The sequence below is a fragment of the Mycobacterium sp. UNC410CL29Cvi84 genome, from assembly GCF_000686745.1.
Taxonomy (GTDB): Bacteria; Actinomycetota; Actinomycetes; order Mycobacteriales; family Mycobacteriaceae; genus Mycobacterium; species Mycobacterium mucogenicum_B.
On sequence record NZ_JMLM01000010.1, the window covers coordinates 203,077 to 229,318 of the forward strand.

Annotated in this window: 26 protein-coding genes; 10 read left to right on the forward strand and 16 right to left on the reverse strand. The window is 67.1% G+C overall.

From position 1 onward, the window contains the following. Positions 1-18: 18 nt before the first annotated feature. The 6 genes from BR47_RS0115845 (at position 19) to BR47_RS0115870 (ending at position 6,754) form a co-directional block, all read left to right on the forward strand. Complete coding sequence (locus tag BR47_RS0115845) at positions 19-576, forward strand: carboxymuconolactone decarboxylase family protein (protein ID WP_231506715.1); 558 nt, start codon at positions 19-21, stop codon at positions 574-576. Next, the gene (locus BR47_RS0115850; protein WP_029120111.1) at positions 573-2,057 is read left to right on the forward strand and encodes a class I adenylate-forming enzyme family protein; all 1,485 of its coding nucleotides are present in this window, start codon (positions 573-575) and stop codon (positions 2,055-2,057) included. The genes BR47_RS0115845 and BR47_RS0115850 overlap by 4 nt, the downstream gene beginning before the upstream one ends. Next, entirely contained in the window at positions 2,054-3,073 is a 1,020-nt protein-coding gene (locus tag BR47_RS0115855) for an NADP-dependent oxidoreductase (protein ID WP_029120112.1), read from the forward strand. Before BR47_RS0115850 ends, BR47_RS0115855 begins: the two co-directional genes overlap by 4 nt. After that, positions 3,060-4,703, forward strand: coding sequence for a GMC oxidoreductase (locus tag BR47_RS30655; RefSeq protein WP_036427413.1), 1,644 nt, complete (start codon positions 3,060-3,062; stop codon positions 4,701-4,703). The genes BR47_RS0115855 and BR47_RS30655 overlap by 14 nt, the downstream gene beginning before the upstream one ends. Position 4,704: 1 nt before the next feature. Beyond that, the gene (locus tag BR47_RS0115865; RefSeq protein ID WP_029120113.1) at positions 4,705-5,391 is read left to right on the forward strand and encodes an SDR family oxidoreductase; all 687 of its coding nucleotides are present in this window, start codon (positions 4,705-4,707) and stop codon (positions 5,389-5,391) included. Positions 5,392-5,512: 121 nt separating this feature from the next. Beyond that, positions 5,513-6,754, forward strand: coding sequence for a PucR family transcriptional regulator (locus tag BR47_RS0115870; RefSeq protein ID WP_231506716.1), 1,242 nt, complete (start codon positions 5,513-5,515; stop codon positions 6,752-6,754). A gap of 138 nt (positions 6,755-6,892) precedes the next feature. Here the strand turns inward: BR47_RS0115870 and BR47_RS30660 are convergent, their stop codons facing one another. Genes BR47_RS30660 through BR47_RS0115930 form a run of 12 tightly spaced genes read right to left on the reverse strand, consistent with a single transcriptional unit; the run spans position 6,893 to position 20,335 of the window. After that, complete coding sequence (locus BR47_RS30660) at positions 6,893-7,309, reverse strand: NAD(P)-binding domain-containing protein (protein WP_051634825.1); 417 nt, start codon at positions 7,307-7,309, stop codon at positions 6,893-6,895. A 28-nt stretch (positions 7,310-7,337) separates the two neighbouring features. Beyond that, a complete protein-coding gene (locus BR47_RS0115885; protein WP_029120115.1) occupies positions 7,338-8,801 on the reverse strand; it encodes an aldehyde dehydrogenase family protein in 1,464 nt (487 codons plus the stop codon). Then, positions 8,798-9,919, reverse strand: a complete 1,122-nt coding sequence (locus tag BR47_RS0115890; protein WP_029120116.1) for a Zn-dependent alcohol dehydrogenase — start codon at positions 9,917-9,919, stop codon at positions 8,798-8,800. Before BR47_RS0115890 ends, BR47_RS0115885 begins: the two co-directional genes overlap by 4 nt. Then, complete coding sequence (locus BR47_RS0115895) at positions 9,916-12,300, reverse strand: AMP-binding protein (protein ID WP_029120117.1); 2,385 nt, start codon at positions 12,298-12,300, stop codon at positions 9,916-9,918. Before BR47_RS0115895 ends, BR47_RS0115890 begins: the two co-directional genes overlap by 4 nt. Then, complete coding sequence (locus BR47_RS0115900) at positions 12,297-13,058, reverse strand: gamma-glutamyl-gamma-aminobutyrate hydrolase family protein (protein WP_029120118.1); 762 nt, start codon at positions 13,056-13,058, stop codon at positions 12,297-12,299. Before BR47_RS0115900 ends, BR47_RS0115895 begins: the two co-directional genes overlap by 4 nt. Continuing rightward, complete coding sequence (locus BR47_RS0115905) at positions 13,055-14,407, reverse strand: glutamine synthetase family protein (RefSeq protein WP_029120119.1); 1,353 nt, start codon at positions 14,405-14,407, stop codon at positions 13,055-13,057. Before BR47_RS0115905 ends, BR47_RS0115900 begins: the two co-directional genes overlap by 4 nt. Beyond that, positions 14,400-15,047, reverse strand: coding sequence for a hypothetical protein (locus tag BR47_RS0115910; protein WP_051634826.1), 648 nt, complete (start codon positions 15,045-15,047; stop codon positions 14,400-14,402). Before BR47_RS0115910 ends, BR47_RS0115905 begins: the two co-directional genes overlap by 8 nt. 44 nt (positions 15,048-15,091) lie before the next feature. After that, positions 15,092-16,516: an APC family permease gene (locus tag BR47_RS0115915; protein WP_029120121.1), complete on the reverse strand. Its 1,425-nt coding sequence runs from the start codon at positions 16,514-16,516 to the stop codon at positions 15,092-15,094. Continuing rightward, positions 16,509-17,927 (reverse strand): flavin monoamine oxidase family protein, encoded by a 1,419-nt coding sequence (locus tag BR47_RS30665; RefSeq protein ID WP_231506717.1) that lies wholly within the window; start codon positions 17,925-17,927, stop codon positions 16,509-16,511. The genes BR47_RS0115915 and BR47_RS30665 overlap by 8 nt, the downstream gene beginning before the upstream one ends. Continuing rightward, positions 17,924-18,100: an alpha/beta fold hydrolase gene (locus tag BR47_RS33770; protein ID WP_231506718.1), complete on the reverse strand. Its 177-nt coding sequence runs from the start codon at positions 18,098-18,100 to the stop codon at positions 17,924-17,926. Before BR47_RS33770 ends, BR47_RS30665 begins: the two co-directional genes overlap by 4 nt. Further along, positions 18,097-18,825: an alpha/beta fold hydrolase gene (locus tag BR47_RS30670; RefSeq protein WP_231506719.1), complete on the reverse strand. Its 729-nt coding sequence runs from the start codon at positions 18,823-18,825 to the stop codon at positions 18,097-18,099. The genes BR47_RS33770 and BR47_RS30670 overlap by 4 nt, the downstream gene beginning before the upstream one ends. Further along, positions 18,818-20,335, reverse strand: a complete 1,518-nt coding sequence (locus BR47_RS0115930; protein ID WP_029120122.1) for a flavin-containing monooxygenase — start codon at positions 20,333-20,335, stop codon at positions 18,818-18,820. Before BR47_RS0115930 ends, BR47_RS30670 begins: the two co-directional genes overlap by 8 nt. 270 nt (positions 20,336-20,605) lie before the next feature. Between BR47_RS0115930 and BR47_RS0115935 the strand changes: the two genes are divergently transcribed. The 4 genes from BR47_RS0115935 to BR47_RS0115945 all read left to right on the forward strand — a co-directional run bounded on the left by BR47_RS0115935 (position 20,606) and on the right by BR47_RS0115945 (position 23,225). Next, on the forward strand, positions 20,606-21,301 hold the full coding sequence (locus BR47_RS0115935) for a hypothetical protein (protein WP_029120123.1): 696 nt from the start codon (positions 20,606-20,608) through the stop codon (positions 21,299-21,301). After that, positions 21,298-21,522, forward strand: coding sequence for a hypothetical protein (locus BR47_RS0115940; protein WP_029120124.1), 225 nt, complete (start codon positions 21,298-21,300; stop codon positions 21,520-21,522). Before BR47_RS0115935 ends, BR47_RS0115940 begins: the two co-directional genes overlap by 4 nt. 1 nt (position 21,523) lies before the next feature. Then, complete coding sequence (locus BR47_RS33145) at positions 21,524-21,901, forward strand: winged helix-turn-helix transcriptional regulator (RefSeq protein ID WP_036427453.1); 378 nt, start codon at positions 21,524-21,526, stop codon at positions 21,899-21,901. Positions 21,902-22,487: 586 nt separating this feature from the next. Further along, complete coding sequence (locus BR47_RS0115945) at positions 22,488-23,225, forward strand: GAF and ANTAR domain-containing protein (RefSeq protein ID WP_020099802.1); 738 nt, start codon at positions 22,488-22,490, stop codon at positions 23,223-23,225. Positions 23,226-23,318: 93 nt separating this feature from the next. Here the strand turns inward: BR47_RS0115945 and BR47_RS30680 are convergent, their stop codons facing one another. The 4 genes from BR47_RS30680 to BR47_RS0115965 all read right to left on the reverse strand — a co-directional run bounded on the left by BR47_RS30680 (position 23,319) and on the right by BR47_RS0115965 (position 26,154). Continuing rightward, the gene (locus BR47_RS30680) at positions 23,319-23,549 is read right to left on the reverse strand and encodes a TspO/MBR family protein (protein ID WP_081831309.1); all 231 of its coding nucleotides are present in this window, start codon (positions 23,547-23,549) and stop codon (positions 23,319-23,321) included. A gap of 99 nt (positions 23,550-23,648) precedes the next feature. Next, on the reverse strand, positions 23,649-24,914 hold the full coding sequence (locus tag BR47_RS0115955) for a serine hydrolase (protein ID WP_020099800.1): 1,266 nt from the start codon (positions 24,912-24,914) through the stop codon (positions 23,649-23,651). Between the two features lie 29 nt (positions 24,915-24,943). Next, positions 24,944-25,402, reverse strand: a complete 459-nt coding sequence (locus tag BR47_RS0115960) for a pyridoxamine 5'-phosphate oxidase family protein (protein ID WP_029120125.1) — start codon at positions 25,400-25,402, stop codon at positions 24,944-24,946. Beyond that, entirely contained in the window at positions 25,399-26,154 is a 756-nt protein-coding gene (locus BR47_RS0115965) for an enoyl-CoA hydratase-related protein (RefSeq protein ID WP_029120126.1), read from the reverse strand. The genes BR47_RS0115960 and BR47_RS0115965 overlap by 4 nt, the downstream gene beginning before the upstream one ends. Positions 26,155-26,242 lie beyond the last annotated feature (88 nt).

Below are 26,242 nucleotides of genomic sequence, written 5' to 3' on the forward strand. Positions count from 1 at the left end.
CTACCGCTGGCCGACCCCATGACGCTGACCCCGGCGCAACGCGCTGTGTTTGATCGGATGATCGCGCGCATCGTGCCGTGGGCCGACGCCGCGGGTTTCCGGACGATGGCCGGCGACGGCCGGCTCATCGGCCCGTTCAACCCCGCACTGCGCAATCCCGCCGTCACATCGTCCCTGCTGGACCTATCGGTCGCTGAACACGCCAATACCTCGTTGACCGATCGGGTCCGGGAAGTGGTCATCCTCGCCGTCGGCGCGGTCTGGCAGGCCGACTACGAGCTGTACGCACACATTGCGCTGGCCCAACACGCGGGACTGTCCGAGGACGCTGCCCGGATGATCGCCAATGGTGAGGCCCCCGCTGAACTCAGTGCACCCGAAGCGCTCGCGCAGCGCCTGACACGGCAACTATCGGCCACTCACCGCGTCGACGACGCGCTTTACCGCGAGGCTGAAAGTACGTTCGGTGCAGACGGATTGATCGACATTGCCTTCCTCGTCGGCATCTACCACACCGTCTGCGCGACGCTGACCATGTTCGCCATTCCCGCCCCCGAACAAGCAGGACAACCATGAAGCTATCCACGCTCACCGACCGCCGTGCTGAGTACGACCCGCAGGGACCAGCCGTGTCCGACGCCCGCCACACACTGACCAACGCACAACTGCACGACCGTGTTTTGGCCACCGCGCAGCACCTGTGCGACGTGGGAATCGGTGTCGGGGACGTGGTGGCCGCCCAGCTGCGCAACCGTGTCGAGTTCGTGGTGCTGCTGTTCGCGGCTTGGCGGCTGGGCGCCGCGGTCACGCCGGTCAATCCGAGCCTCACCGACGATGAGGTCCATCGCCAGCTCGCCGACTCTGGGGCGCGACTGCTGGTGATCGATGACGATGGCATCCCCGTCACCGGGGTACCTACTCTGAGCGTCGCCCGGTTGGCCACCACACCTGTCGGGGCCGATCCGACACCGCACGACGATCCTGCGGCGCTGGCGCTGCTGATCTACACCAGCGGCACCACGGGCACTCCCAAGGGCGTGATGCTCGACCACGGCAATCTCGATGCGATGGCCCAGATGGGCCGCCAGGCCCTGCAGATCGGGCCGACCGACCGATGCCTGCTGATCCTGCCGCTGTTTCACGTCAACGGGATTGTCGTCAGCGTGATCACGCCGCTGTTGGCCGGGGCCAGCGTCGTCATCGCCGACCGTTTCGCGCCCCAGACCTTCTTCGAGCTCATCGAACGCGAGCGGCCCACCTTTTTCAGTGCGGTGCCCACCATCTACACCATGCTGGCGGCCCTGCCGGACGACATCACCCCCGACACGTCGTCGGTGCGTTTCGCGATCTGCGGCGCCGCACCGGCTTCGCCGGAGTTGTTGAACCGCTTCGCAACTCGCTACGGATTCCCCCTCATTGAGGGCTACGGGCTTTCGGAGGGCACCTGCGCCTCCACGATCAACCCACCCGATGCTCCCCGCGCCGGCACAGTCGGAAAACCATTCCCGGGTCAGCGGATTCGGATCGTCGACGCCAACGGCGACGACGTTCCTACCGGCACCGACGGTGAGGTCATCATCGCCGGGCCGAACGTCATGCGCGGCTACCTCGGCCGCCCCGAGGCCACCGCCACCACGGTCATCGACGGTTGGCTGCACACCGGCGATATCGGTCACCTCGACACCGACGGCTACCTGACCCTGGCCGGCCGTTCCAAAGACATGATCATCCGGGGCGGCGAGAACATCTATCCCCGCGAGATCGAAGACGTCTTGTCCAGCGACCCCAATGTGCTCGAAGCGGCGGTCATCGGGGCACCCGATGAGAAATGGGGCGAAATAGTCGTGGCCTACGTCGCACCACGTCCGGGCGCCACCGTCGACCTCAACGCACTGCAGGCTCTCTGTGCACTGAGTCTCGCGGGTTACAAACGCCCCACCGAAATCCGCATTCTGGACACCATCCCCAAAAACCCTGTCGGCAAAACCGACAAGGCCCCCTTGCGCGCCGCGCACACCGCACCGACCAACCAACGCACCGAGAAGGCCACACCATGAAAGCGTTCGCCCTCACCCGCTACGGCAAGAAAAACACGGTCAAACCGGTTGAACGTCCCGTCCCCGACCTCCGCGACGACGACGTCCTCGTGCAGATCCACGCCACCAGCATCAATCCACTGGACCTCAAGATCCGTAACGGCGAACTCAAACCGCTTCTGCCGTACAAACTTCCACTCGTCCTCGGCAACGACCTGGCCGGCATCGTGGTCAAGACCGGCCCACGGGTGCGCCGGTTTGCCCCTGGCGATGCGGTATACGCCAAACCCAACCAGGACCGGATCGGCACCTTCGCCGAATACCTCGCCGTCAACGAGAACGACGTCGCCCGCATACCCAAGACCGTCACCATGAACGAAGCCGCGGCGCTGCCACTGGTCAGCCTCACCGCCTGGCAAGCGCTGGTCGACAAGGCGCAGTTGCGGCCGGGACAGAAAGTGCTCATCCACGCCGGCTCCGGCGGCCTCGGCACCATCGCCATCCAACTGGCCAAACACTTGGGCGCCACCGTCGCGACCACGACCAGTACCAAGAACGTAACGTGGGTCAAGGCGCTCGGCGCCGATATCGCGATCGACTACAAGACACAGGATTTCGCCGCCGCACTACGCGACTACGACGTCGTCCTGGACACCCAGGGCGGCCAGACGCTCGACAGATCGTTTCAGGTCGTCAAACCCGGCGGCACGGTCATCTCGGTCGCCGGACCGCCCGAGCCCGCCTTCGCCCGCGAATTCGGGGCCAACTGGCTGCTGGTCCAAGCGATGCGCGCCCTGAGCTTCTCGGTACGGCGTAAGGCCAAACGACGCTCGGTGCACTACTCGTTCCTGTTCATGACCGCGAACGGGGACCAGCTCCGTGAGCTTGGCGCCCTGGTCGACGGCGGTGCCATCCGTCCGGTCATCGACCGGGTGTTCCCGTTCGACGCCACGCTAGACGCCTTGGCCTACGTCGAAAACGGCCGCGCCACAGGCAAAGTCGTCGTCACCGTCCGAGGCGACAATGACCACCCGTGATGGGTTCTTTGACTACGACTGGCTCGTGATCGGATCGGGCTTCGGTGGCAGTGTTTCAGCATTACGTCTGTCGGAGAAAGGATTTCGCGTCGGAGTGCTCGAACGCGGCCGCCGCTACGCTCCACAGGACCTGCCCAGGTCGGCGTGGCAATTCGACAAGTACACCTGGGCGCCGAGGCTGGGCAAGCTGGGCATCATGCGCACCTCGATATTCCGCCACATCTTCTTCCCCTCCCAAAGCGGTGTCGGCGGCGGCAGTCTGGTCTACGGTGGCGTCCTCTATCGCGCCAAGAAAGAGTTCTTCGGTGACGCCCAATGGCGCGACCTCGGCGACTGGGAACAGCGCCTCAAGCCGCACTACGACACCGCAGAACGAATGCTCGGCGCAGCGCCGGTCCCATTCGATTCGCCACACCAACAATGGATTCGGGAAATGGGCCGACACTTCGGCACCGAAGACACCGTCAGCCGCGCACCCACGGGGGTGTTCTTCGGCGAACCGGGAAGAACAGTGCCCGACCCCTACTTCGGCGGCGCCGGCCCGGACCGTACCGGCTGTACCCGCTGCGGTGCCTGCATGGTCGGCTGCCGTGTCGGGGCAGTGAACTCGCTGACCCAGAACTACCTGTGGTTCGCTGAACGCAATGGCGTGCACATCCTGCCCGAGCACCAGGCCATCGACGTCACCCCGATGGGACGCGCCGACGGCAGCGACGGCTACCACGTCACCACTGTCCATCCCACCGGCGGCCAGCGACAGACCTACACAGCCCGCGGTGTGGTGTTCGCCGGCGGGGCCTTGGGCACCAACGAACTGCTCGCCAACTGCAAACATGGTGGCTCGCTGCCCCACCTGAGCGACCGGCTCGGCGAATTGGTGCGCACCAACAGCGAATCCGTGCTGGCCGTGTTGTTGCCCGATGATCAGGGCAGCTGGCGTGATGTCACCGCCAGCAGCAGCGTCCACGTCGACGCCGACACCCACATCGAACTACTCACCTATGGGCCGAACGCCGACATGCTCAGCCTGCTCTACACCGTGCTGGTCGGTGACGGCACCCGGGTGACCCGGCCCCTGAAATGGATTGCCGCCATCGTGCGGCATCCGCGACGCTGGCTGGCAACGCTGTGGCCGGTCGGCTGGAGTCGGCGGATGGTGATGCTGTTGGTGATGCAGTCACGCGACAACGCAATCGCGTTTCGCGCTCGAAAACGCCGGTGGGGGAGCGGCTATCGGCTGTCCACCGCCGCGAACGCCGACAACCCTGCCCCGACCTACATCGACAAAGGTAACCAAGCCGCACGCTGGTTGGCCGAGCGCACCGGGGGCATCGCCCAGAGCAACGTGCTGGAGGCGCTCGGCAACATCCCCTCCACCGCGCACCTGCTTGGTGGCGCCGTCATCGGCGCCACCCGCGCCGAGGGAGTCATCGATGCGAACCTAAGCGTTCACGGCTATCACAACATGCTCGTCTGCGACGGCTCCGCGATGCCGGCCAACCCCGGCGTCAACCCGGCCCTGACCATCACCGCACTCGCCGAATACGCCATGGCGCAGATTCCCGCACCCACCGAGTCAGACGTGAACACCAACAACGAAATGAAATCACGAACAACGGAACAGGAATAGCATGACCGTTCTCACTGGGCAAACGGTCCTCGTCACCGGAGCCAACCGCGGCATGGGACGCGAATACGTCGTCCAGCTGTTAGACCGCGGAGCCGCCAAAGTCTATGCCGCAGCACGTGATACCGCCGCGATCGACCTTGTCGATCCGAGGCTCATTGCGCTACAACTCGACGTCACCGATGCCGCGTCGGTGGCCGCCGCGGCCGAAACAGCCAGCGACGTCAGCGTGCTCATCAACAACGCCGGTATCTTGCGCGGTGCCTCGGTTTTAGCACCCGACACCACCGGCTTACGCGCGGAGCTGGAAACGAACCTGTTCGGCCCCCTGGCCATGGCATCAGCATTCGCCGACCGGATTGCCGAGCGCTGCGGAGCGATCGTCAACGTCGCCTCGGTTCTCGCCTGGCTGCCTATCGGCGCCAGCTACGGGGTAACGAAAGCCGCCATGTGGAGTGCCACCAACTCCATGCGCCTAGAACTCGGACCACGCGGAGTGCAGGTCATGGGCGTCTACGTCGGCCTGGTCGACACCGATATGGCGTCCTTCGCCGATGCCCCCAAATCCACACCACAGGACGTGGTGCGTCAGGTGCTCGACGGTATCGAATCCGGAGCCGACGAGGTCCTTGCCGATGACTTCACCCGTCAGGCGTGGGCGCAGCTGGGCAAGCCGATCGGCGGCCACTGAGCATCGGTTGCTGCGGTCCGCGCCGGGCGGGGGTGCACCGAACTGGTTACGTGCGAAAGTCAATAACGCTGACGTCCGGCGCGATTCATGTCGACCGTCGGGGCTTGGGGCGACTGTGTCCGTGCGGCGCTACAGTGCGAGCGTGGATGCACGATGGCCGCGACCTGATCAGCGAACCGCGGCGCTGATCAGGGACGTCGCTGCACGTCTGCTGGCGTCGACGAATGAAGCGGTCAATTCCGTGATCGCCGCCGCCCACCAGGGTGCCGCCTATCGTGCGTTGCTCGAGGATCCTCAGCTTGCGGCGGCTGACCGTCACATGAGCAAGGCGTACCTGTTGCATTGGCTGTCGGCCAATTTGCAGGACCCGGGGGCAGCGGTCGCGCCCTGTGTCGAACCCGAGGTCCTGCAGTTTGCGCGTGACCTGGTGCGCCGGGGAATGGACATGCACGATCTCGGTTCGTGGCGGGGCGCTCAGCACGGCGCGTGGGACCTGTGGGTGGATGCGTGCTTCGCGGCGACGACAGATGTCGAGGAGCTCCGGGATCTCATGAAGGTGTCCGAGCGGTCGATGGCGACGTTCATCGACGATTCGATGAAGGCACTGGATGAGTACGTTGAGCAGGAGCGTGCGGACCTCGCCCGGGGCGCCAGCGCGGAGCGGCATGCCACCGTCCAACTGCTGCTCGAGGGGGCGCCGATCGCTCGCGCGCGGGCAGAATCCCGCCTCGGGTACGCGCTGACGGGCAGCCACCTCAGCATGATCATCTGGAGCGACTCCGCCGACGCGGCCGAGGGACTGGACTCCGCCGCAGAAACGGTGATGCGGGTGTGCGGAGTGCAGCGCCGGCTCACCCTGAATGCGAGTGCCACCGCGCTGTGGGTGTGGTTCCCGGCGGATGGTGTCCCGTCGGTCGAGGCGGTTGAGGCTGCCCTATCTGTCTGCCCAGGGATCCGCGTGGCCCTCGGGCGAATCGGGCGCGATCTCGATGGATTTCGCCGCAGTCATCTGGATGCCGCGGCCGCGCAGCGGATGCTCGCCCGGCTGGGATCGGCGCGGCCCGTCGTGCGGTATGAGGACGTCGCTCTGGTGTCAGTGCTCACCGCTGACATGGCGCAGGCCGATCAGTTCGTGAACGACACACTCGGCGATCTTGCTACTGCTGACCCCGTATTGCGGGAGACGGTCCTGACTTACGTGCGTGAGCGGTTCAATGGCTCCGCCGCAGCGGAGCGGCTGTTCACGCACCGCAACACCGTCGAGCGGCGGCTGGCTCGGGCCGATCAGCTCCTTCCGGTGCCGCTCGCCGAGAACGCTGCGAGTGTGGTGGCGGCGTTGATGCTTGTGCAGCTGCGCGACTGAGGTCTGGCGATGCCGCCGGACCTCAGTCGCAGCCAGTGTTCGCGGCGAGGTATCTGCGCAGGCTTGCTCACAAGGTGGCGATGATCTTCGTCTGTGCGGCGAAGCCGAGGTCGCCCAGTCCGGCGTCGACCGCGGCGTTCAGATTCTCGATGGCGGCGAAGAACACCCGGGGATCTGTTCGGGGTACCCGAGAATGGACCCGTCCAGATATCTGGCGCCGCGCTCGCCGGCCCAGGCCCTGAAGGCTTCGACGTCTGCGGGGGCGGCGCTGCCCACGTTGACGAGGGTCGTGCCCGTCAGGTCGGACGCCGGCCCGAGGGCGGCGAGCGCGTCGTCGTATGTGGCCAGGCAGACGACGACGAGCGGCGCGGAGCGGACGGCCTCACCGATTTCCTGAATGGGCGTTATCGCGTTGTCTGCCAAGGCTTCTGCCTTCTGGTGCGTGCGGTTCCAGACGGCGACGGTTTTGCCGCCGCGGGCGAGCGCCTGCGCGAGTGCTGATCCCATCAAGCCGCAGCCCAGCACTGCGACGTCGTGTGAGGTGGTCTTGTCCATGGCTTTCTCCGGTGTTGGTTGGTGTGCGTTACAGCGGCAGGTCGGGTGAGTCGACCCCGACGACGCGCTCGCCGCAGAACACCCGCACCGATTCCGCGGGCCCGTGCCCGCCGATGCCGGACCGGCCCCAGAAGCTTTGGGCGGAACCGTCGCCGAGGTCGGCGAGTTTGGCGCCGTTGACCCGCACTTCACCGGACTTGATCCGGGCCCCGACGGCGATGGCGCGGTCGGTGTCGGTTCCGAAGACGTAGGCGTCCAGTCCCGACGGGTGCGCGTTGGCGGCGTGCAGGGCCTCCTCGTCCGAACCGACGCCGTGCAGTGAGATAACCGGGCCGAACAGCTCGGCGGTCGTGCGGTCGGGGTCGGAGCCGGTGGCGATGGTCGGCGACAGAAAGTAGCCCGCGAGGCCGGGGAGCTCGCCCGGCTGGTCGATCTCGGCGCCGAGCCCGCGCAGGTCGTCGATCCGCTGGAGCAGGGTCCGATAATGCGGCTCGTTCGAGATCGGTCCGATGTCGGTGCCCTCGTCGAGTGAATGCCCGATCCGCAACCGCGTGATGCGCTCGATCAGCGCTTGCCGCAGGGGCTGCACCAGCCGGTGAGGTGCCAGGACCTTTCCGGGGCCCTCACACCACTGCCCGTTCAGCGTCGTCATGCCGGCGAGGATGCCGTCAGCAGTGACGTCGAGATCGGCGTCGTCGAGCACCAGTACGGGGTTGTTGCCCCCGAGCTCGAGCTGCAGAACCTTGAAATCCTCAGCCGCCGCGCGGGCGATGGCCCGGCCCGCGCCCGGTCCGCCGGTGAAGGAGACGACCTGCACCCGGCGGTCGGCCGTGAGTGCAGCGCCGATGCCGCCGGTGCCGTGCACGAGTTGGAGTGCACCGTCGGGTAAGCCGGCGTCGACGAAGCATTCGGCGATCACCTGGGCGCTGGCCGGCGCGTGCTCGGACGGCTTGAGCAGCACCGGGCAGCCTGCGGCGATCGCGCTGGCGATCTTCGCCGCGGGGATGAAGCTGGGACCGTTCCACGGGGTGAGGATGGCGGCAGGTCCCCACGGCACCCGGTGCAAACGCACGTCGCGGCCGCCGGCGGCCAGCGCGGTGACACGGGGGATTCTGCGGGCCTCGGCCGCCGCGGCGCGGATCCGGGGCGGGAGGAAGGCGGCGAGCTTGCGGGTTGAGGTGATCGCGGTGCCGCTGGTGATCGCGTCGGTGCGGGCGATTTCCTCGAGCCGGTCTTCGACCTTGGTCGCGGCGCGCTCGAGTGCGTCGGCGCGTTCGAGCCGGAATTCTTCTGAGGTGAAGTCCGCGGCGTCGTACGCACGCTGAGCGTGCTGGAGTGCCCGCTCCAGGTCGGTGGTCGTGGTGGTCACCATGCGGTGCACCGGCTCGCCCGTGTTCGGGTCGATGTTCCACGCGTCGAGTGCGTCGCAGTCGACCCATTCGCCGGCGATGTAACTGCGGGGCTGGGCGAGTGCCGTGGTCGTGGTCGTCATCGGGTCATCTCCGCGGTCTTGGAACGGTTGGGCATGGCGACGACGATGCGGGTCACGTCACCGGATTTCATCGCCTCGAAGCCTTCGTTGATCTGCTCGAAGTCGATGACTTCGGTGACCATTTCGTCGAGGAGCAGTCGACCTTGTTGATAGAGCCGGGCGAATTGGGTGATGTCCTCCCGCGCCTGTCCGGAACCCATGTAGGAGCCGATGAGGCGCTTCTCGCTGAAGAAGAAGTCGGACGCGGGCAGCGCGAGTTGCGTGCCGTCGGGGGCGATGCCCACGAGGCAGGCGGTGCCGGTCGGGCGCGTGACGGCAAGTGCGGTGGCAGCGGTCCGGGCGGAGCCGACGGCCTCGAAGGCATAGTCGACGCCGTCGCCGAGCAGCTCGCGTACCGTCGCGGGGACGTCCTCGGCGGCGTTCACCGTGTGGGTGGCGCCGTAGCGACGTGCGGCTTTCAGCCGGGCCTCGTCGAGGTCGATGGCGACGATTGCCGATGCGCCGGCGAGCCGCGCGCCCTGGATGATCGCCGAGCCGACACCGCCGCAGCCGATTACCGCCGCCGTGGACCCGGGCCGCACCTGTGCGCCGCGGAACACCGCGCCGACACCGGTCACGACACAGCAGGACAGCAGGCAGCCCACCCGGGTGGGCACGTCGTCGGGCAGTTTCACCGCGGCGTTCGCACGCAGCAGGATGTGCTCGGAGAACGCACCGATATCGCCCAGGCGAGCCAGCGGGGTGCCGTCGGGCAGGGCGTACGCGGGGCGGGTGCGACGACGGATCTCGTCTTGGCGCTGGCACTGTGTGGAGCGGCCGGCGTTGCAGTTGGCGCACTGGCCGCATGACGGGGTGAGGACCCCGGTCACCGGATCCCCGGGGCATAGGCCGGTGACGGCCGAGCCGACGGATTCGACGATGCCCGCCACCTCGTGCCCGACCACCACCGGCAGCTCGGTGTCGACGGTACCGGTCATGTAATGCAGGTCGCTGTGGCACAGCCCGACGTGCGTGACGGCGATCCGGACCTCGTGCGGCTCGGGATCGTCGACGACGATGTCGGTCAGGTGCAGCGGCTCACCCACCGTCGTGAGTACGGCCGCGCGGGTGGTGATCATCGTTGTCCTCCAGACGTTTTGGAGCTCCAGAACCCGGCGATGCCGGCGCTGAACGCCCCGCTGTTCCACGATTCGTCGGCGGCGGCGTCCTCGAGCGCGAAGGCGTGTTCGATCTCCTTGAGCGGCGGACGCAGCAGCGCCAGGTGCAGAGCGGTGTTGTTGACGCCTTCCGGCGTCCAGGCCAGGACGGTGTTGACGGCTCGGTCCAGCAAATCGGATTGGTCGACGATCTCGTCGAGCAGCCCGATGCGCAGCGCCTCGTTGGCGTCGATGCGTTCGGAGCCCAGCACCATCCGCATCGCGTGATTGCGCACGATCCGCGGGAGCAGCACGCTCGAGGCGTTGGAGATCGTGAGGCCGCGTCCATTCTCCGGTTGGAAATAGGTGGTCGCCGGCGTGCCGAGGCGGGCATCGCAGCACATCGTGATCTCCGAGGCGCCGCCGACGGCGATGCCGTTGATCGCCGCGACCACGGGTACCCGGGTCTGCAGGATCGCTCGGGTGATGTCGTGGAAGGTCTCGAAGGTGTCGCGCATCTCGTCGAAGGTGGTCGGCGGTGCGGCGAGGTCCTCGCCGGCGCTGAACGCGCGCCCCGTGCCCGTGAGCACGATGCCGCGGGCCCGCTCACCGGTGCCGTACTCGCGGATGAGCGCGGCCAACCGCCGCCGCATCTCGATGGTCAGCGCGTTGAGTTTCGCCGGGCGCCGCAGAGTGATGACGGCGACGTCGTGGACCATGTCGACGACCACGTGCTCAGCCGCAGCTGTCTGGGCCGGGACCGGTTCGCGCAGGTCGAAGACGGTGCCGGGGGATTCGGCGGCCCGGGCCTTCAGCGCGGGCTTGGACACCCGCTCGGACGGTGTGCGGGGGAAGTCGGCGACGAATTCGATGTACCGCGGCACTTTGAACCGCGCGAGCTGCCCCGAGACCCTTTCGGCGATCGCCTCGGCCGTCGCCCGGTCGGCCGGCAGGCCGGCCGCGAGTTGCAGGAATGCTTTGACTTCCTCGCCGAGCATCTCGTCGGGTTCGGCCACCACTGCGGACGCGACCACGGCGTCGTCGCGTTCGAGTGCGGCCTCCACCTCCGCGGCGGCGACGTTCTCGCCGCCGCGGCGCACCATGTCCTTGATGCGGCCCACCAGGCGGATGTCGCCGCGGTCGTCGGCGACGGCCAGGTCGCCGGTGTGCAGCCACCCGCCGTGCATGGCCCGCGCTGTCTCGTCGGGCCGGTTCCAGTAGCCCAGCATCATCGGTGCGCCGGACACGATGAGCTCGCCGGGCGTGCCGGCGGGAACCTCGGCGCCGTCGGCGTCCACGATCCGGATTTGCTTGGTGGGCATGGGACGCCCGAGAGTTCCGCTGCCCACAGCCGCGGTGTCGGCGAGCGGGCTGATCATGTCGATGCCGCTCTCGGTCATCCCGAAGACCTCACGCCAGGGCGCGCCCCAGCGCTGTTCGAGCCGCGCGTGCAGCGCCACCGGGATGGCCGAGCAGAACACGGCGCGCAGCCGGTTGTCCCGGTCGTCAGGGCCGGGCGGCTGCTTGAACAGCAGCGTCGGCATCGACCCGAGCACGTAGCAGAACGTCACACCGTGCCGGCGCACGTCTGTCATGAAGCCCGATGCCGAGAACCGCGGCAGCACCACCAGTGCAGCACCGGTGGTGAGGGCGAGCACCGTGTTCCACTGCGGGTCCATGTAGGAGAAGGGCTGGGCGGTGAGCAGCACGTCGTCGGGGCCGAGTCCGGCGGCCGCGGCGCAGGTCCACGCGATTCTGGTCCAGTAATCGTGGGTCAGCATGCACGCCTTCGGGAACCCGGTGGTGCCCGAGGTGTACTGCAGGTTGGCGAGGGTGTCGGGACCGATCACGACCTCGGGGGCGGTCGCGGGGAACCCTGCATCGCTGTCGGCGATATCGATGATCGTCACGTCGGCGAGGCCGGGAACTGCGGCGATCACCTCACGTACCAGGGGGCTGTGATCAGCGTCGGTGACGATCACACGGGCGCCCGAATCCTGCAGCACGAACTGCAGATCGGCCGCGCGGTACGCCGAGTTGACGGGCACCGCGACGGCGCCCGCTTTGAGCACCGCCAGCCATGTCAGCGGCCAGCCCGCGACGTTGGGCAGCATGATCGCGACCCGGTCGCCCGGGGCCACGCCCGCCGTCGCGATCAGTCGGTGCGCGAGTCGCGACGACGACGCATCAGCCTGCGCATAAGTCCACGACTGCTCGCCGAAACGCAGCAGCTCGGCGTCCGGTGTGCGGGCGGCACCCTCGGCGAGCAGGCCGGTGACGGTGCGCACCCGCGGCACGGCCCCGATCTCGTCGGCGGCGACGGCGGGTCGCCCCGGTGCTCTATGTGTGGTGTCGATGGTCATTTGGCGGCCTCCAGCTGTTTTCTCGATTCGTCGACGAGCCAGGCCAATGCCGGGTCGTCGCGTTCCATCCACTCGGGGTGCCACTGCACCCCGAGGATCGGCGCACCGGGAGCCTCTACCGCCTCGACCACCCCGTCAGAGGTGCGGCCGGTAACGATGAGCCCCGTGGCGCACTGGTCAACGGCCTGGTGGTGCCACGAGTTGGTGACTGCGCTGTCGCCGAAGATCCGCGCGGCCGTCGACCCAGGCTCGAACACCACCACATGGGCGGCGTCCCCGTCGGTGGGCGCGGCCCGCAGCGACAGGTGCGGTATCGGGCCGGGCGGCAGATCCGCGACGAGGGTCCCGCCGAGCGCGGTGTTGAGGACCTGCAGGCCGCGGCACACGCTCAGCAACGGGATACCGTGATCAATCGCGGTGCGGGTCAGGGTGAATTCGTACTCATCGCGTTCGGTGTCATGCGCGTTCGGATTAAGCCGGGGGTCGACGTCGCGCACCACGGTGGTGTCGCCGCCCCACCGTGCCGGATGCACGTCCTGCCCGCCGGTCACCACCACCCCGGACAGCCACTGGCAGGCATCAGCCGGGTCGGCGTCGTAGGGCAGGTGCACGGGCACGCCGCCGGCGTTGGCGATGCGGATTGCGAATGCGGACATGAAGGAGTCCATGGACTCGCCTCCGTACCGTTCGTCCATCCCGGCGATCAGCCCCAGCTGGAATCGGCGGCCGGTGATCCCGATCAGCGGTTTGCGACTCATGTGAACTCGAAGTAGCGATGGGACTCCCACTCGGAGAGTTCGGTGTACGGGTCGCCGCCCTTGGTGTGGAACTGCATCCACTCCCACCGGCGCGACGCCACCCAGAATTCGACGAACTCGTCACCCAGGTATTCGCGCAGCAGCGGGTCGGCGTCGAGAGCTGCGATGGCCTTCGTCATCGTGTCGGGGATCCGCGCGACCCCGGTGTCGTCGGGCAGGGACCACGCCATGTCATCGCATGGCAGTGGGGCCGGTATCCCGCGTTCGAGGCCGGCGACGACCCCGGCCAGCACACCCGCCAGCGCGTAGTACGGATTGACATCCGAACCCGGCACCCGGTACTCCAGGCGCGAATACTTGGGATGACCGACGATCGCCCGCAACGCCGCGGTCTTGTTGTTGACGCCCCAGCTCATGGTGGTCGGTGGCCCCGAGATGTCGACGAGGCGCCGGTACGAGGTGATCTGCGGCATCGCCAGCAACGTGTTGCCGGCCATGGTGGCCATCAGCCCGCCGATGGCCTTCAGCATGACCTCGGACGGCCCGTCGGGGCAGAAGAACTGGTTCACGCCGTCCCGCTGCAGCGACAGGTTGACGTGCGCGCCCTGCCCGAATCCGGCGGTCGGTTTCGCCATGAAGGTGACCGATCGGCCCTGTTCGTACGCGACCTCGCGCATGACCTGCTTGGTTCGTACCCAGGCGTCGGCGAGCGCCACCGGGTCGGCGGGTGCGATGTTCAACTCGGTCTGACCGGGAGCGGCCTCGTCGGTCCACGCCTCCCAGGTGATGCCGAGCGAGTCGAGCCGGTCGGTGACAGCCTCCATGTAGTCGATCCAGTCCTTGGACCGCGCGAGGTTGTAGGCGGACCCGGTGTCCCCGCCGAGCGGGGTGAGGTCGCGGTAGCCGCGTGCCCGCGCTTCCTGGATGGACTCCTCGAACAGGGTCGTCTCGATTTCCACCGCAACGGTGGCGCTGTAGCCGAGTGCGCTGAGCCGGTCGGCGAGGCGGCGCACCATGTTGCGCGGACAGATTGGTAGTGGCCGGCCGTCCCTCATCCAGAAGTCACCGATCACGGAGTCCATCCCGGGCTTCCACTCCACGAGCGTGCTCATGTCCGGGACCAGCGCGATGTCGTAGAGGTTGCCGCGCCAGTCGGGGAAGGCGTCGCCGAAAACGAAGTCGGTGCCCATGTCGATCGCGAAGAGGATGTCGGCGAAGGCGAACCCCGAATCCTTGCCGGACGCGAACTTCGCAGCAGTGACGTTCTTACCCATGAAGCTGCCGTCGTGATTGGTGGCCTCCACCCGGATCGCCTTGGTGGCCGTTCTGGGCAGGGTGAGCTCAGACATCGAATCGAACCTTCCACGAGGCGGCCGTCATGACCGAGAGCTGTGAGAGCGTGCCCTGAACCCGCAGGCCGCGGTCCAGAGCGGAGAGGAGGTAGTCGGAGCCGGTGAACACACCGGTCAGCACGTCGGGCGTGGCGACCATGCGGTAGCAGGTGGGGCCGGCGCCGAACCGGGCCTCTTCCGGGCCGCCGGGGCCATCGGCCACCGCCACGAGGATGTCCGGGATGCCGCGGATGCCGCGGGTCAGGTCCCAGAATCGGGTGGCCGCCTCCTGCCACGACGGCAGCGGGGGTCGCAGGGCGGTCGACAGCCCGTCGGCCAGGTCGGCGTCGCCTTCGGTGCTGACGGTCGCCAGGCGCGCGTCGAGATCGACGACCACCGTGGCATCGGTCGGTGCGAACACGCCACCGGTCACCGTCACGGCACCGTCGGAGAATGTCACGGTCGCGGCCTGCGGGGTGTCGTGGGAGCGGACCGCTACCGTCCCGGCGCCGTGTCCGAGCACGTCGGGGGCGTGTCCGGTGCGGACGGCGTCACGCAGGGTCCGGCCGAGCAGTCGGACGATGGGCGTGGCATCGTGGGCGATCTCGACAGTGATTGTTGTCGTGACCGGAGCCGGGGGGATCGTGGTGGCGTCCAATGGTCCGTCCTTTCTTCGTTGGGCGTCTGCTTCGGGGATCGAGGTCATTCGAGGGTGCGGTAGACATCGGGGCGACGCCGGCGCAGCATGACTGCCCAGGCGAGGCCGGCGGAGAACGCGGCGGTGATCACCGCGAGGAAGACATTCGCCCAGGTGCGCGAGCCGATGAGGAGCTCGAAGTTGCTGATGACGAGCACGAGGATGGTGCCAAGGGCGGCGAGTGCGAGGGCAGGGGCGACGGTGCCCCTCCAGGTACTCGCTGTCCGGAGCTGGCGGAAGTGCACGACGATCGCCGCGGAGGTCAGGGCCAGCAGAACGATCAGCCCGAGGGTTCCGGCGCCGCCGAACCAGGCATAGATCTGGACGACGGGGTCGAGCCCGAGGATCGCCGTGACCGCGACCAGCGTCGCGATGACTCCTGAGGTCAGCAGCGAGGCCACGTGCGGCGACCGGTGCACGGGATGCACCGCGCCGAGCGGAACCGGGAGCGCGCCCTGGCGGCCGAGGGCGAACAGGTAGCGGGAAACCACGTTGTGCGCGGTGAGTACACACGCGAAGAAGCTCGAGACCAGCAGCACTTGCACGGCGTCGTGGGCTAGCTGCGACACATAGCGGGTCGCGAGCCCGGCTGCCAGTCCTTCGGGATCGTTCGCCGCGGCCTCGACGGTGCGCGTGACGCCGAGGCCGTTGATCATCGCCCAGGACGAGACGGTGTAGATGGCGGCGATGACGACGACGGCGGTGTACGTCGCGCGCGGGATCGTGCGGTCGGGATCCTTGGCCTCGGACCGGAAGACCGCGGTGGCCTCGAAACCGACGAAGCCGAAGACGGCGAACATGATGCCGGTGCCGGTGGCGCCGCTGGTGAACGCGTCCCAGGTCAGCGGGTGCGCCGACAGCCCGTCAGCTCCGCCGCGCAGCACGATGGCGACATCAACCAGCGCGACGATCCCGATCTCCGCGATCAGCAATACGCCCAGTACGCGCGCGCTGACCTCGACGTTGCGGTATCCCAGGTAGCCGATCGCCGCGAGCCCGGCGGCTGCGAGTATCCACCACGGCACCGCGACTCCGGCGAACGTGTGGATCACGTTCCGCGCGGCGGCACCGAGGTAAGCCGCGACGGACACGATGAGCAGCGAGTAGGTGACCAGGGCCAGCGCGGCGGCGCCGAGGCCGGCCGCGGTGCCGAGGCCGCGCTGCACATAGGAGTAGAAGGCGCCGGCGTTGCGGACCTCGGGGGTCATCGCCGAGTAGCCGACGGTGAACAGCACAAGCACGACGCCGACGATCACGAAGTCGACGGGCGTCCCGATGCCGTTGCCGGAGCCGAGCATCAGGGGGATGAGTCCCGCGAACACCGTCAGCGGCGCGGCGAACGCCACGACCATGAACACGATGTGGGCGACGCCGAGGGTCCGGTTCAGGCCGGTGGCGTCCTCCGGCGCCTGTGTGTGCTGTTCAGTCATGACTACCCCGCCACTCTGTCGGCACCGGGAGGTGCTTGAGCACCTCGGCGGCGGCGCGCTCGGCGGCGCTGACAGCGCCGTCGAAGTAGCCCTGGTTGACGGTCGCGGTCTCGGTGCCCGCCCAGTGGATTCGGCCGACCGGCCTGCGGTCGGCGTCGGTGTACTGGGTCAGCGACCCCGGCGCGCGGGAGCCGACACAGCCATTGATCCACGGTTCGTGTGCCCAGTCTTTTTCCAGGAACGCGATCGGCTTGGCCGCTTGCGGGCCGAACAGTGTGGTCAGGTCGGCAAGGACGGCGTCGCGCCGGGCGTCAGGGTTGTCGAGCAGTTGATCGGGCCAGCTCTGCAGACACCCCGATCCTGCGGTGCCCATGAAGGTCAGCAGGATGCCGACGCTGGCGTCCGGCGGCGAGTTGTCGATGACGAAGTTGGCGACCGGCAGATCGCTGACCGCTTGCCCGTTGAGGCCCTGCTCCCGCCAGAACGGCCTGTCGTAAACGGCGAAGAGCTTGCTTTCCGAACCACTGCTCCAGCGGCGCTGCAGCATGCTCCGGCGGGTCGGAAGGTCCGGTGTGAAGTTGATGCGGGAGGCATCGGCGGGTGACATGGCGACAATCACCCGGTCAGCGTGGACATCGATGCGCGCGGACCGAACCGTGACGCCGTCACTGTTCTGGCTGATCTCAGTCACGGGCGACTCAAGCACCACGGCGGCCCCGAGGTCGTCGGCCATGCGCTGAGCGATGCGGAACGTCCCGCCGACGACCCGCGACTCCTGCGCGCCGCCGGTGACGTTCACCATGTGTTCGAAGCCGCCGGCGCCCTTGATCCGCGCCAACTGCACCAACAACGACGTCCAGTGCAAATCTTCGGCGTTGGTCACCGCCAGGCCGAGAGTGAGGATGAACTTGGCGTCCTCGGTCAGCGCGTTGGCGTCGAGCCAGTGCCCGATGGTGGTGCTGTCCCATTTGCGCGCGTGCCGGGCCGTCCACGGCGCCTCGAGCGGTACCGTCTTCGCCATGCGGTCCAGCCGCATCTGCAGCTGGGCGAAGTCGGCGAGAATCAGCGGATTGACCGGCGGGATGAGGCCGTCATATCGCTTGGACTTGCCGTTGCGGTGATAGATCGACTTGCCGTCGACGTAGGTTTTGAACGTGTCGATCCCGAGTTCGTCGATCAGGGCGAAGATCCGGTCCTGGCCGGGGCCGATCCATTGGCCGCCGCCTTCGGTGATGACGCCGTGGCCAACGTCGAGGTTCATGGTGCGCCCGCCGACGCGGTCGCCGGCCTCCAGGACGATCACTGATCGTCCGTTTTGAGTCAGCCTCCGCGCCGCGGTCAAGCCCGATACGCCGGCGCCGATGATGGCGACGTCGACGGTGTGTTGTGCGGTCAGATTCTGTTCGGTCATATCAGTGCCCTTTCGAGATGGTCGATGACGTGGTCGGCGATGCGCGGGGCGAGCGAATCGGGCAGGTGGTGGCCCATGCCGGGGATGACGATGTGCCGCGCGTGCCGGATCGCGGCCGCGGTGGCTGCACCGCCCGACGGTGCGACGATGAGATCGCGGTCACCGTTGATCACCAGCGTCGGCGCGGTGATCGTGGCCAGTTCCGCTGTCCGGTCACCGGAGGCCTGGATGGCCTGGATCTGCCGGGCCGTTCCGGCGGCGCCATCGCCGGCGGTGCGGTTCCAGTTTCGACGGCATGCGCGGCCTCCTCGGCCTCATCGATGGGGTAACCGGTTCCGGCGAGGTGTGCAGTCATTCGCAGGTGCGCGCGGACCGCCTGCAGCCGGTTTCGCGGAGGGGGGCTCACCAGCAGGGCTTTTGTCGACGCGGCGGGCTGTCCCACCGTCGGATCACCGGTGGTCGAGTACAGCGAGGTCAGCGTGGCGGTGATGGCGGGGTGCCGGGCCGCGACCGTCTGCGCGATCATGCCGCCCATCGACCTGCCGACCACGTGGGTCGGGCCGACGGCGAGGTGTTCGATCAGCTGCGCGGCGTCGGTTGCCATGTCGGCCAGCGTGTAGGCGTCGTGCCGCGGCCGGGAAAGCAGTTGCCGAAGGGTGTTCGGCGGCGGCGTCGTGGCGAAGGTCGAGCGGCCCGAGTCGCGGTTGTCCATCCGGATCACCAAGAATCCGGCTTCGACCAGGGCGGAGACGAACCGCGGCGACCATGTCGTGAGGTCCTCCCCGAGGCCGGCGAGCAGCAGGGCCGGTGTTCCCCCGGCTGGCCCGTCGGTGCGGAAGCAGACCCGCGTGGCGCCGGGGAGCGTCACGAACCGGTCTGCGGATTTCGGCTCAGGCATGGATCGCCTCATTCGCCGGTGCCGGCGAGCGGTGCGGTTCGTCGGCACGGGACGAGAAGTGCAGGGCTCCATCGAGCAGTGGACCACGGAGGATCCTGGCGTCCTGCTGGTACGACATGGACATCTGGAACAGGCCCGTGCCCTGCTTCGGAATGATGTCCTTCGCGCGCTGGGCGTAGCCGGAACTCAGGTCAACGATCGGCCGGCGCTCCATGGCCGGGTCGGCCTCGACGCGGACGCTGTCATAGCCGAAGGCGTCCATGTGTGCCACGAGTGCGCAAAAGTATCGGCACAGGATGCTGATCTTCAGCGTCCACGGGGATGTCGTGTAGCCGATCGCGATGGCGAAGTTCGGGATTCCCGACAGGAGGGTTCCGCGGTAAGCCACGGTGTCCGGCAGGTGCACCGGATCGCCATCGACGTCGAGTTCGATGCCGCCGAGCAGGCGCATGTTCAGGCCTGTCGCGGTGACGATCACGTCGGCGTCCAGGTGCTCGCCCGATTCGAGCGCGATGCCGGTCTCCGTGAACCGCTCGATCTTATCGGTGACGATCGAAGCGCTGCCGTCACTGAGCGCTTCGAAGAAGTCGCCGTCGGGGCACAGGCACAGGCGCTGATCCCACGGGTCGTACGGCGGGTTGAAGTGGGTGTCTACGTCGAATCCTTGCGGCAGGGATTTGATGTTCACGCGCCGGATGGCCGCGCGTGCCAACTTCGGGAATCCGCGCATGGCCTTGACGATGCTTCGTTCGATCCAGATGTTGGTGAACCGGGTCAACGCGTAGCCGCGGTTCGCACCGAACCACTTGGTGAACATCAGCGCTGCGGAATCGACCTTCGCCCAGGGGATAACGTAAGTCGGAGTGCGCTGCAGCATGGTGACGTGCGCCGCAGCACCTGCGTGGTTCAGCATCGACGGGATCAGCGTGACCGCGGTGGCACCGCTGCCGATGACCACGACCTTCTTGCCGCTGTAGTCGTAGTCCTCGGGCCAGTGCTGCGGGTGCAGGATGTCGCCCCGGAAGTCCTCGCGGCCCTCGAACTGCGGGGTGTAGCCCTCGTCGTAGCGGTAGTAGCCGGTGCCGGCGAAGATCCAGTTCGCGCTGATCCGCCGGTCGCCGTCTGGGGTAGTGACGTCGAGAGTCCAGCGGGCGTCCTCACTCGACCACGAGGCGCGCTGCACGCTGTGCTCGAACCGCACCAGCCGGTTCAGGTCGAACTCGTCAAGCGTCTCCTGGAGGTAGTTGACGATCTTCGGGGCCTCCGCGATGGCGTCCGGGTCGGTCCAGGGCTTGAACTCGTAGCCGAAGGTGTGCAGGCCGTTGTCGGAACGGATGCCGGGGTACTTGAACAGGTCCCAGGTGCCGCCGATGTTCGCGCGACCCTCGAGGATCACCACCCGCTTGCCTGGGAACGCCTCGGTGATGTACTTCGCGGCGCCGATACCGGAGATGCCGGCGCCGATGACGACGATGTCGTACTCGTCGACGGTGGGTGTCGATGCGTTCATGGGCTGGGCCTTTCGCTCGATTCCGCTTTAGGTGATGCCACGGTGCCCGGTGCCGCCGCCTGATCACTACGCCGCGGTGCCCATTCCTTCGCGACGGTGTGGTGCACAGTGCACCGCGGCCGCCGAACAAGGGCAGATCGCACGATCTGGTGGTGCACTGTGTCGCGCCCATGGCGACACGAAGGTGCATGTCGGCGTAGCGGCGGCGGCAGTCGCCTCAGCACGCTGGGGACCGTACGAGATCACGGTCACAACCAAGGAGGCGCCGCCATGCGCGACATGTACTTCGCCGCGGCGGACGTCTGGATGATCGCCATCGGATTCATCTGTGGCGCGAAATTCATTCGGCGCCATCACAATTACCTGATCGGCCTCGAATGGATCATCATGGCTGTGTCCGGGTCGAACTTCCTGCTGTACGGTCTGCTCAAGGGCGGCCAGGATTCTCCGATGTTCCACATTGCGTTCTTCCTCGACGCGTTCTCGCGGTCCATCGGCTTCACGCTGATCCTGGTGATGGGTCTGCTGATGCTCACCCACGGCTACAGGCCGTCACTGCGTGTCGAGGTCGGGGCGTTCGCCCTGGCCGCGGTGTTCGGGTTCTTCCTCTCCGAGTTCGCCGTCCAGATCGGCACTCCCGGCAAGGTGTTCTTCCTGTTGACGGCGCTCGCGACCTCAAGTTTCCTGTGCTACTTCGCATTTCGCCTGTGGAACATCGGCGAGCGCGCACACGCCGCCTGGATCGGTGCCGCGACGGCCCTCAACGTCGTCGTCGCCGCGATCTACGACTTCTGGCACATCCCGGGCGACGACGCCAACCACACGCTCTTCTACACCGTGGCCCTGTCCACCTGGGGCCTGACGATGCTCGTCATCTACTGCGCCTACACCGCGTTCGACGCTCGTACTGGTGCTGCCGCACAACGCCTTTCAGCCACCAGCATCCATGGAGCCGGAGCCGCATGAACAGCACCGCGACCACCGACTACACCAGCTTCACCGGCTGGATCGACCCGCCGACCGACATCCCTCCGCCGCTGACGGAGAATCTCACCTGCTCGGTCGCGGTCATCGGCGGTGGACTGGCCCTGTCGACCGCACGGCGGCTGGCTGGGCGCGGCGTCGATACGGTCCTGCTCGAATCGGGGTGCTGCGGATACGGCCCCTTCGATACCGCGGTGCGCTGAGGTGTTCGTTGCCGAGCGTCATGTCCGTTCGAGGCCGGTCCGCGATGTCTGCGCGTTGCAAGCTGTGTTGGCGATTATCAGCAACAAGTGGGTGCCCGCAGTGTTCGAACACCTCTCCGGTGCAACGGAACTCAGTTACGGAGACCTGTATCGGCGCATCAACGGCGCTTCGCGCAAAATGCTGTCCGCGACACTGCGCAATCTCGTGCGCGACGGTTTGGTACAGCGCTCGCCGAGAGCAGGGCCTCCGCCGCAACGTGTGTACTACCGCCTGACCAATCTGGGCCGGTCCCTAGTTGACAGCCTCGACGGACTCCACGCATGGGCCGACAGCCACGTACATGTCATCGAAGCGGCGCGACAACCGCGAGCGGATTAGCCAGGCCAGGACGCAAATGACCAATTGGCCAATGAATCGACATGTGCGTACGCGGTAACCCAACAAGCGGTCGCCAAGACCGGACGTGGTTGAATCAGCGGCTCAATGCTTGCCGCTTCTTGTCGCAAGCCAGGCTCATGTCTCACCGTGACCAGTCGACATCTGGTGAGTTTGACTAGCGCTATCGCAGTCAAATTTGAGAACCTACGTCGTCGTTCGTCCCGTGATCCGCGGTGGAATAGCAAGAGCTGCCATGGACTTCGATGACGCGGTGTTCTGAAGCGTTCGCTGCCGAGCACGGTCTGCTTCGCAACCATCCGGCAGTGATGATGCTGACCCGTACGCGGTTTACGTGTCAGCGCCGCGGGCATCACACCCTTCGGAGGCTGGGGTTCGGGTTGGGTCTGCGCCTCCGCCAGGTGATGCGTGGGCGTCAACCGCAGCGTTGAGAAAACTAGCGCTGGACCCGCATCGCCGCCCCACGGCCAATGCACGCGGGCCGGCCGGCGGCGGCGGTGGGCGCGATTGGCAGGGCAAAGCCTGCCGGTCGGTCACGAAGAGCCGATGATGGTGGTACAAGTTGCTTGTGCCTGACGATCGGCTGAGTACCCTTTTCACCAGCGACGCCCTCGCGGCATTTCACGATTTGGCGCGCTTGATCTACGAGGGCACCGATTCCGACGAGGTCTACCAGGCCGTGTGCGTGGCCGCGACCCTCATGGTCAACGGCTGCGACCACGCCAGCGTGCTGATGCGCGATCCCCGTGGCACCTACGTCACCGTCGCCGCCAGTGATCACGTCGCCGCCGACATCGACGCCCTCGAACGCGCAATCGGCGACGGCCCCTGCTTGGATGCGATCGACACCGAAACCGCCCAGATCGACCCCGATTTGACGACCCACAGCCAATGGCCGTCGTTGGCGGCCTGCGTCCTGGCCGCCACACCCGTGCGCGGGGCGATGGGGTTCCGCATGCTGGTCGACGGCCACAAAGTGGGCGCCCTGAACCTGTTCTCGGATACGCCCGGAGCCTTCGACGCCACCTCTGCGGCGCAAGCGATTGTGCTGGCATCCTTTGCATCGGTCGCCGCCAGTGCAGCCGCGCTGGGTGAGGACGTCGCCGGGTTGCGCCACGCGGTGCAGTCCAACCGCGAAATCGGCAAAGCGGTCGGCATGTTGATGGTGCTGTTCGACATCGGCGACACCGAGGCGTTCGACCGGCTGCGGCGCATCTCGCAAGACATGAACATCAAACTCGCCGACGTGGCCGCCCGAATTGTCGCGAACCGCGAACACTTCCGACCCAACCGCACATCACCGTAATGGCCGGCCAGACCGCTCATTGGTTCCACAACCCTGGTCACCGAATCGCCAACCAACCCGCAGTCGGTGTTAGAGGACGGCAGGCACAACTGCTCAGGCGTTGAGCGACCACACCGAGATGTTCAGCACTGTCGCGAACAGCGTCCACCCGAGATACGGGACGAGCATCGCGGCCGCTGCGCGGTTTACCTTCCAGAACAACGCAATTGAGACAACGATGGCCACGTCGAGCAGCACGATGTCAACGAGCGCTACCCCGCGCCGGCCAAGGCCGAAGAACAACGCTGACCACAGCAGATTCAAAACCAGCTGCCCCGCGTACACGACGAATCGGCAGGCCGTGCTCGGCGAGCACGGTGCAGATCGGGTCGACCCAGAACCGGCTGCGGTGAGCGCCGATGTAGTCGACGATCACCGAACCGATCAGTTTCGAATTTTGGGGATCTGTGAAGCAATCGTGGACAGGAGCGTCGGGAATCGGCCCACCTCTGGATACACGAGGGGTTTGCCCGAGGTGATGAGTCCGGCGCTGATGCCGCGTTCAGGGTCGGCCCAGCCGAGGTTGTTGGTCAGCCCGATCGTCCCGAAGGCGCGTTCGGTGTCATGACCGAACAGGCTCAACCGCTTTGCGCCGAGCATGTAGCCGTAGCCGTAGCGGACGGGCCAGCCGCACATCATGGGGTCCGGCTGGAGACGCGACTGTGGAATCAGAGCATGGCGGATGGTGTGGGGCTGCAACACCCGGACTCCGTCCAATTCGCCTCCTGCGCGGAGGATCTCGTAGAAGCGTGAGAGCTCGTTGGCCGTGCCGACCGTATTGGTGCCGGCCAGCACGGTGGTGAGATAAATGGGCGAGTTGAGCATCTCGACAAGTTCGTCCAGGGCGGCGCCGTAGATCCACTTGGAGAGCACATCGAGTGAGGGCAGGAGCGGGAGGCCGGTGGGATAACAGGGTGCGACCAGCGGGAGGTCGCCGTTGGTCACTCCGTAGTTGGTCCACCGGAAGCCGAGCGGATCGAGGATCGCTTCGGCCAGCACCTCGCGGATGGTCCTGCCGGTCGCGGCATGGACGACTTCGGCCAGCAGGAAGCCGAAGGTGAGTGCGTGGTATGCGGTGACCCTGCCGGAGGGCGAGACCGGTCTCATGGCGCTGAGCCGTGTCAGCCGATGGTCGCGGTCGTCCAGGACCTCGGGGTCGAGTAGCCCAGCCGGGACGTGGGGCACGCCGGCTCGGTGGGCGAGAACGTGCGCAATTGTGATGCGGTGCTTGCCGTGGCGGCCGAAGCCGGGAAGGTACTCCGCGACGGGGGCGTTGAGGTCGAGTATTCCGCGCTCGCAAAGCAAATGGATGACGGTCGCGGTGATGCCCTTGGACGCGGAGTAGATGCAGAACGGTGTGTTCGGCGTCGCGAGGACCTTCTTCGAATCTCGGTTGTCGAGGGGCCCGTTGCCCCAGCCGTGTCCGATGGTGCGGTCGAGGACGACCACGCCGTTGCGGCGGATGCACAGCTGGATCGCGGGATGTACTCCGGCGCGGTAGAGGTCTTGGGCCGCGGCCCAGATGGTGGCGACTTGGTCAGTGTCGAGTCCACCGTCGGAGGCGCTCTCTTCGCCGATGGTGGTGATGGCGTCCAAGTCCTTCGGCACGTGGATGCGGCGGAAGGGATTGAGGGACGGGCGGGCGACCATCCCGGCCACTGTGATCGATCGTGCCATCTTCAGCCGCCGAGCTTTCGGAAGTCCCAGCTGCGGATGGTCTCTGGCCGGATCCGGAGCCAGGCGTGCTGCCCGTCATACGGCAGGGTGTCCAGGCCGACGTACTTGGCAGCAAATAGGTTCTCGGGTGTCTTCAGGGCCGGCTGGGGCTGACCGGTCCGTGGGACCTCGCCAACGACTTCGGCATCGCCGACGAGCTCGACGCCGCGCAGTTCCAGGTAGTCGTGACCGGTGTCGACCACGACCGCGATGCGTGGCTGTCTGGTGATGTCGGCCCACCGCTGGCTACGTGTCAGGGAGTACAGCCACAGGCACTCGTTGTCCCAGACGAACCACAGCGGAGTTGCGTGCGGACCGGACGGACCGTTGGTCGCCACCCGACAGACGCGCTGTTCGGCTAGGAAAGCGTCACGCTCGTGATCTTCCATGGCGATGCGTCGGCCACGCCGTTGAGTACTCATCGACCGCTCCACTCGGGTGCACGTTTCTCCGCGAACGCGAGGAGGCCCTCGTGGATGTCCTCGGACTCCAGCACGGCCGCGAAGGCCTGCTCGGTGGCCCGCCACCCGCGCTCGTCATCCGGCGCATGCAGCTGTTCGACTGCACGCAGGGTTTCGCTTACCGAAACCGGGGCGCTGCCGCAAATCCGGCCCGCCAAAGCGATCGCCGCCTCGAGTGCATCCCCCGGTTCGGTGAGGACGTTGACCAGTCCGAGCGCGTGGGCCCGCTCGGCGGTCAGGGGGTCGCCGGTGAGTAGCAGCTCGGTGGCTACGTTGCGGGGTAGCGCCCGGGCGGTGCGGAACAGCGCTCCGCAGGTGGCGATGACGCCGCGCTGGGCCTCGGGCAGGCTGAAGCTGGCCCGACTCGAGGCCACCACGAGGTCACAGGCCAGGACCAGTTCGAACCCGCCGCCGTACGCCGGTGCATCGACCGCGGCGATCACCGGCTTGCTGCGACGGCGGCGGATCAGCCCGTACTCTCCCCCTCGCTCCGTCGGAGTGCCGGAGCCGGCTTTGAGGTCGGTCCCGGCGCTGAACACCGCGCCGGTGCCAGCCAGAACCCCGACCCGAAGTTCCGGATCGTCGTCCAGCAGGTTGAAAGCGGCGTCCAGGCCGGCGGTCATGTCCGCGTCGACGGCGTTGCGCCGGGCTTCGCGGCGCATGGTGATGATCAGTGTCTGTCCGTCGCGGTCAAGGTCGACCAGGTGTGGCATTGTCTCTCCCTTTCGTACATGGCGGTTGAAGTCCCACGGTCGAGGCCACCGGTCGCGCAGGTGAGGGGGACGCGGGTACCCCGGAGGT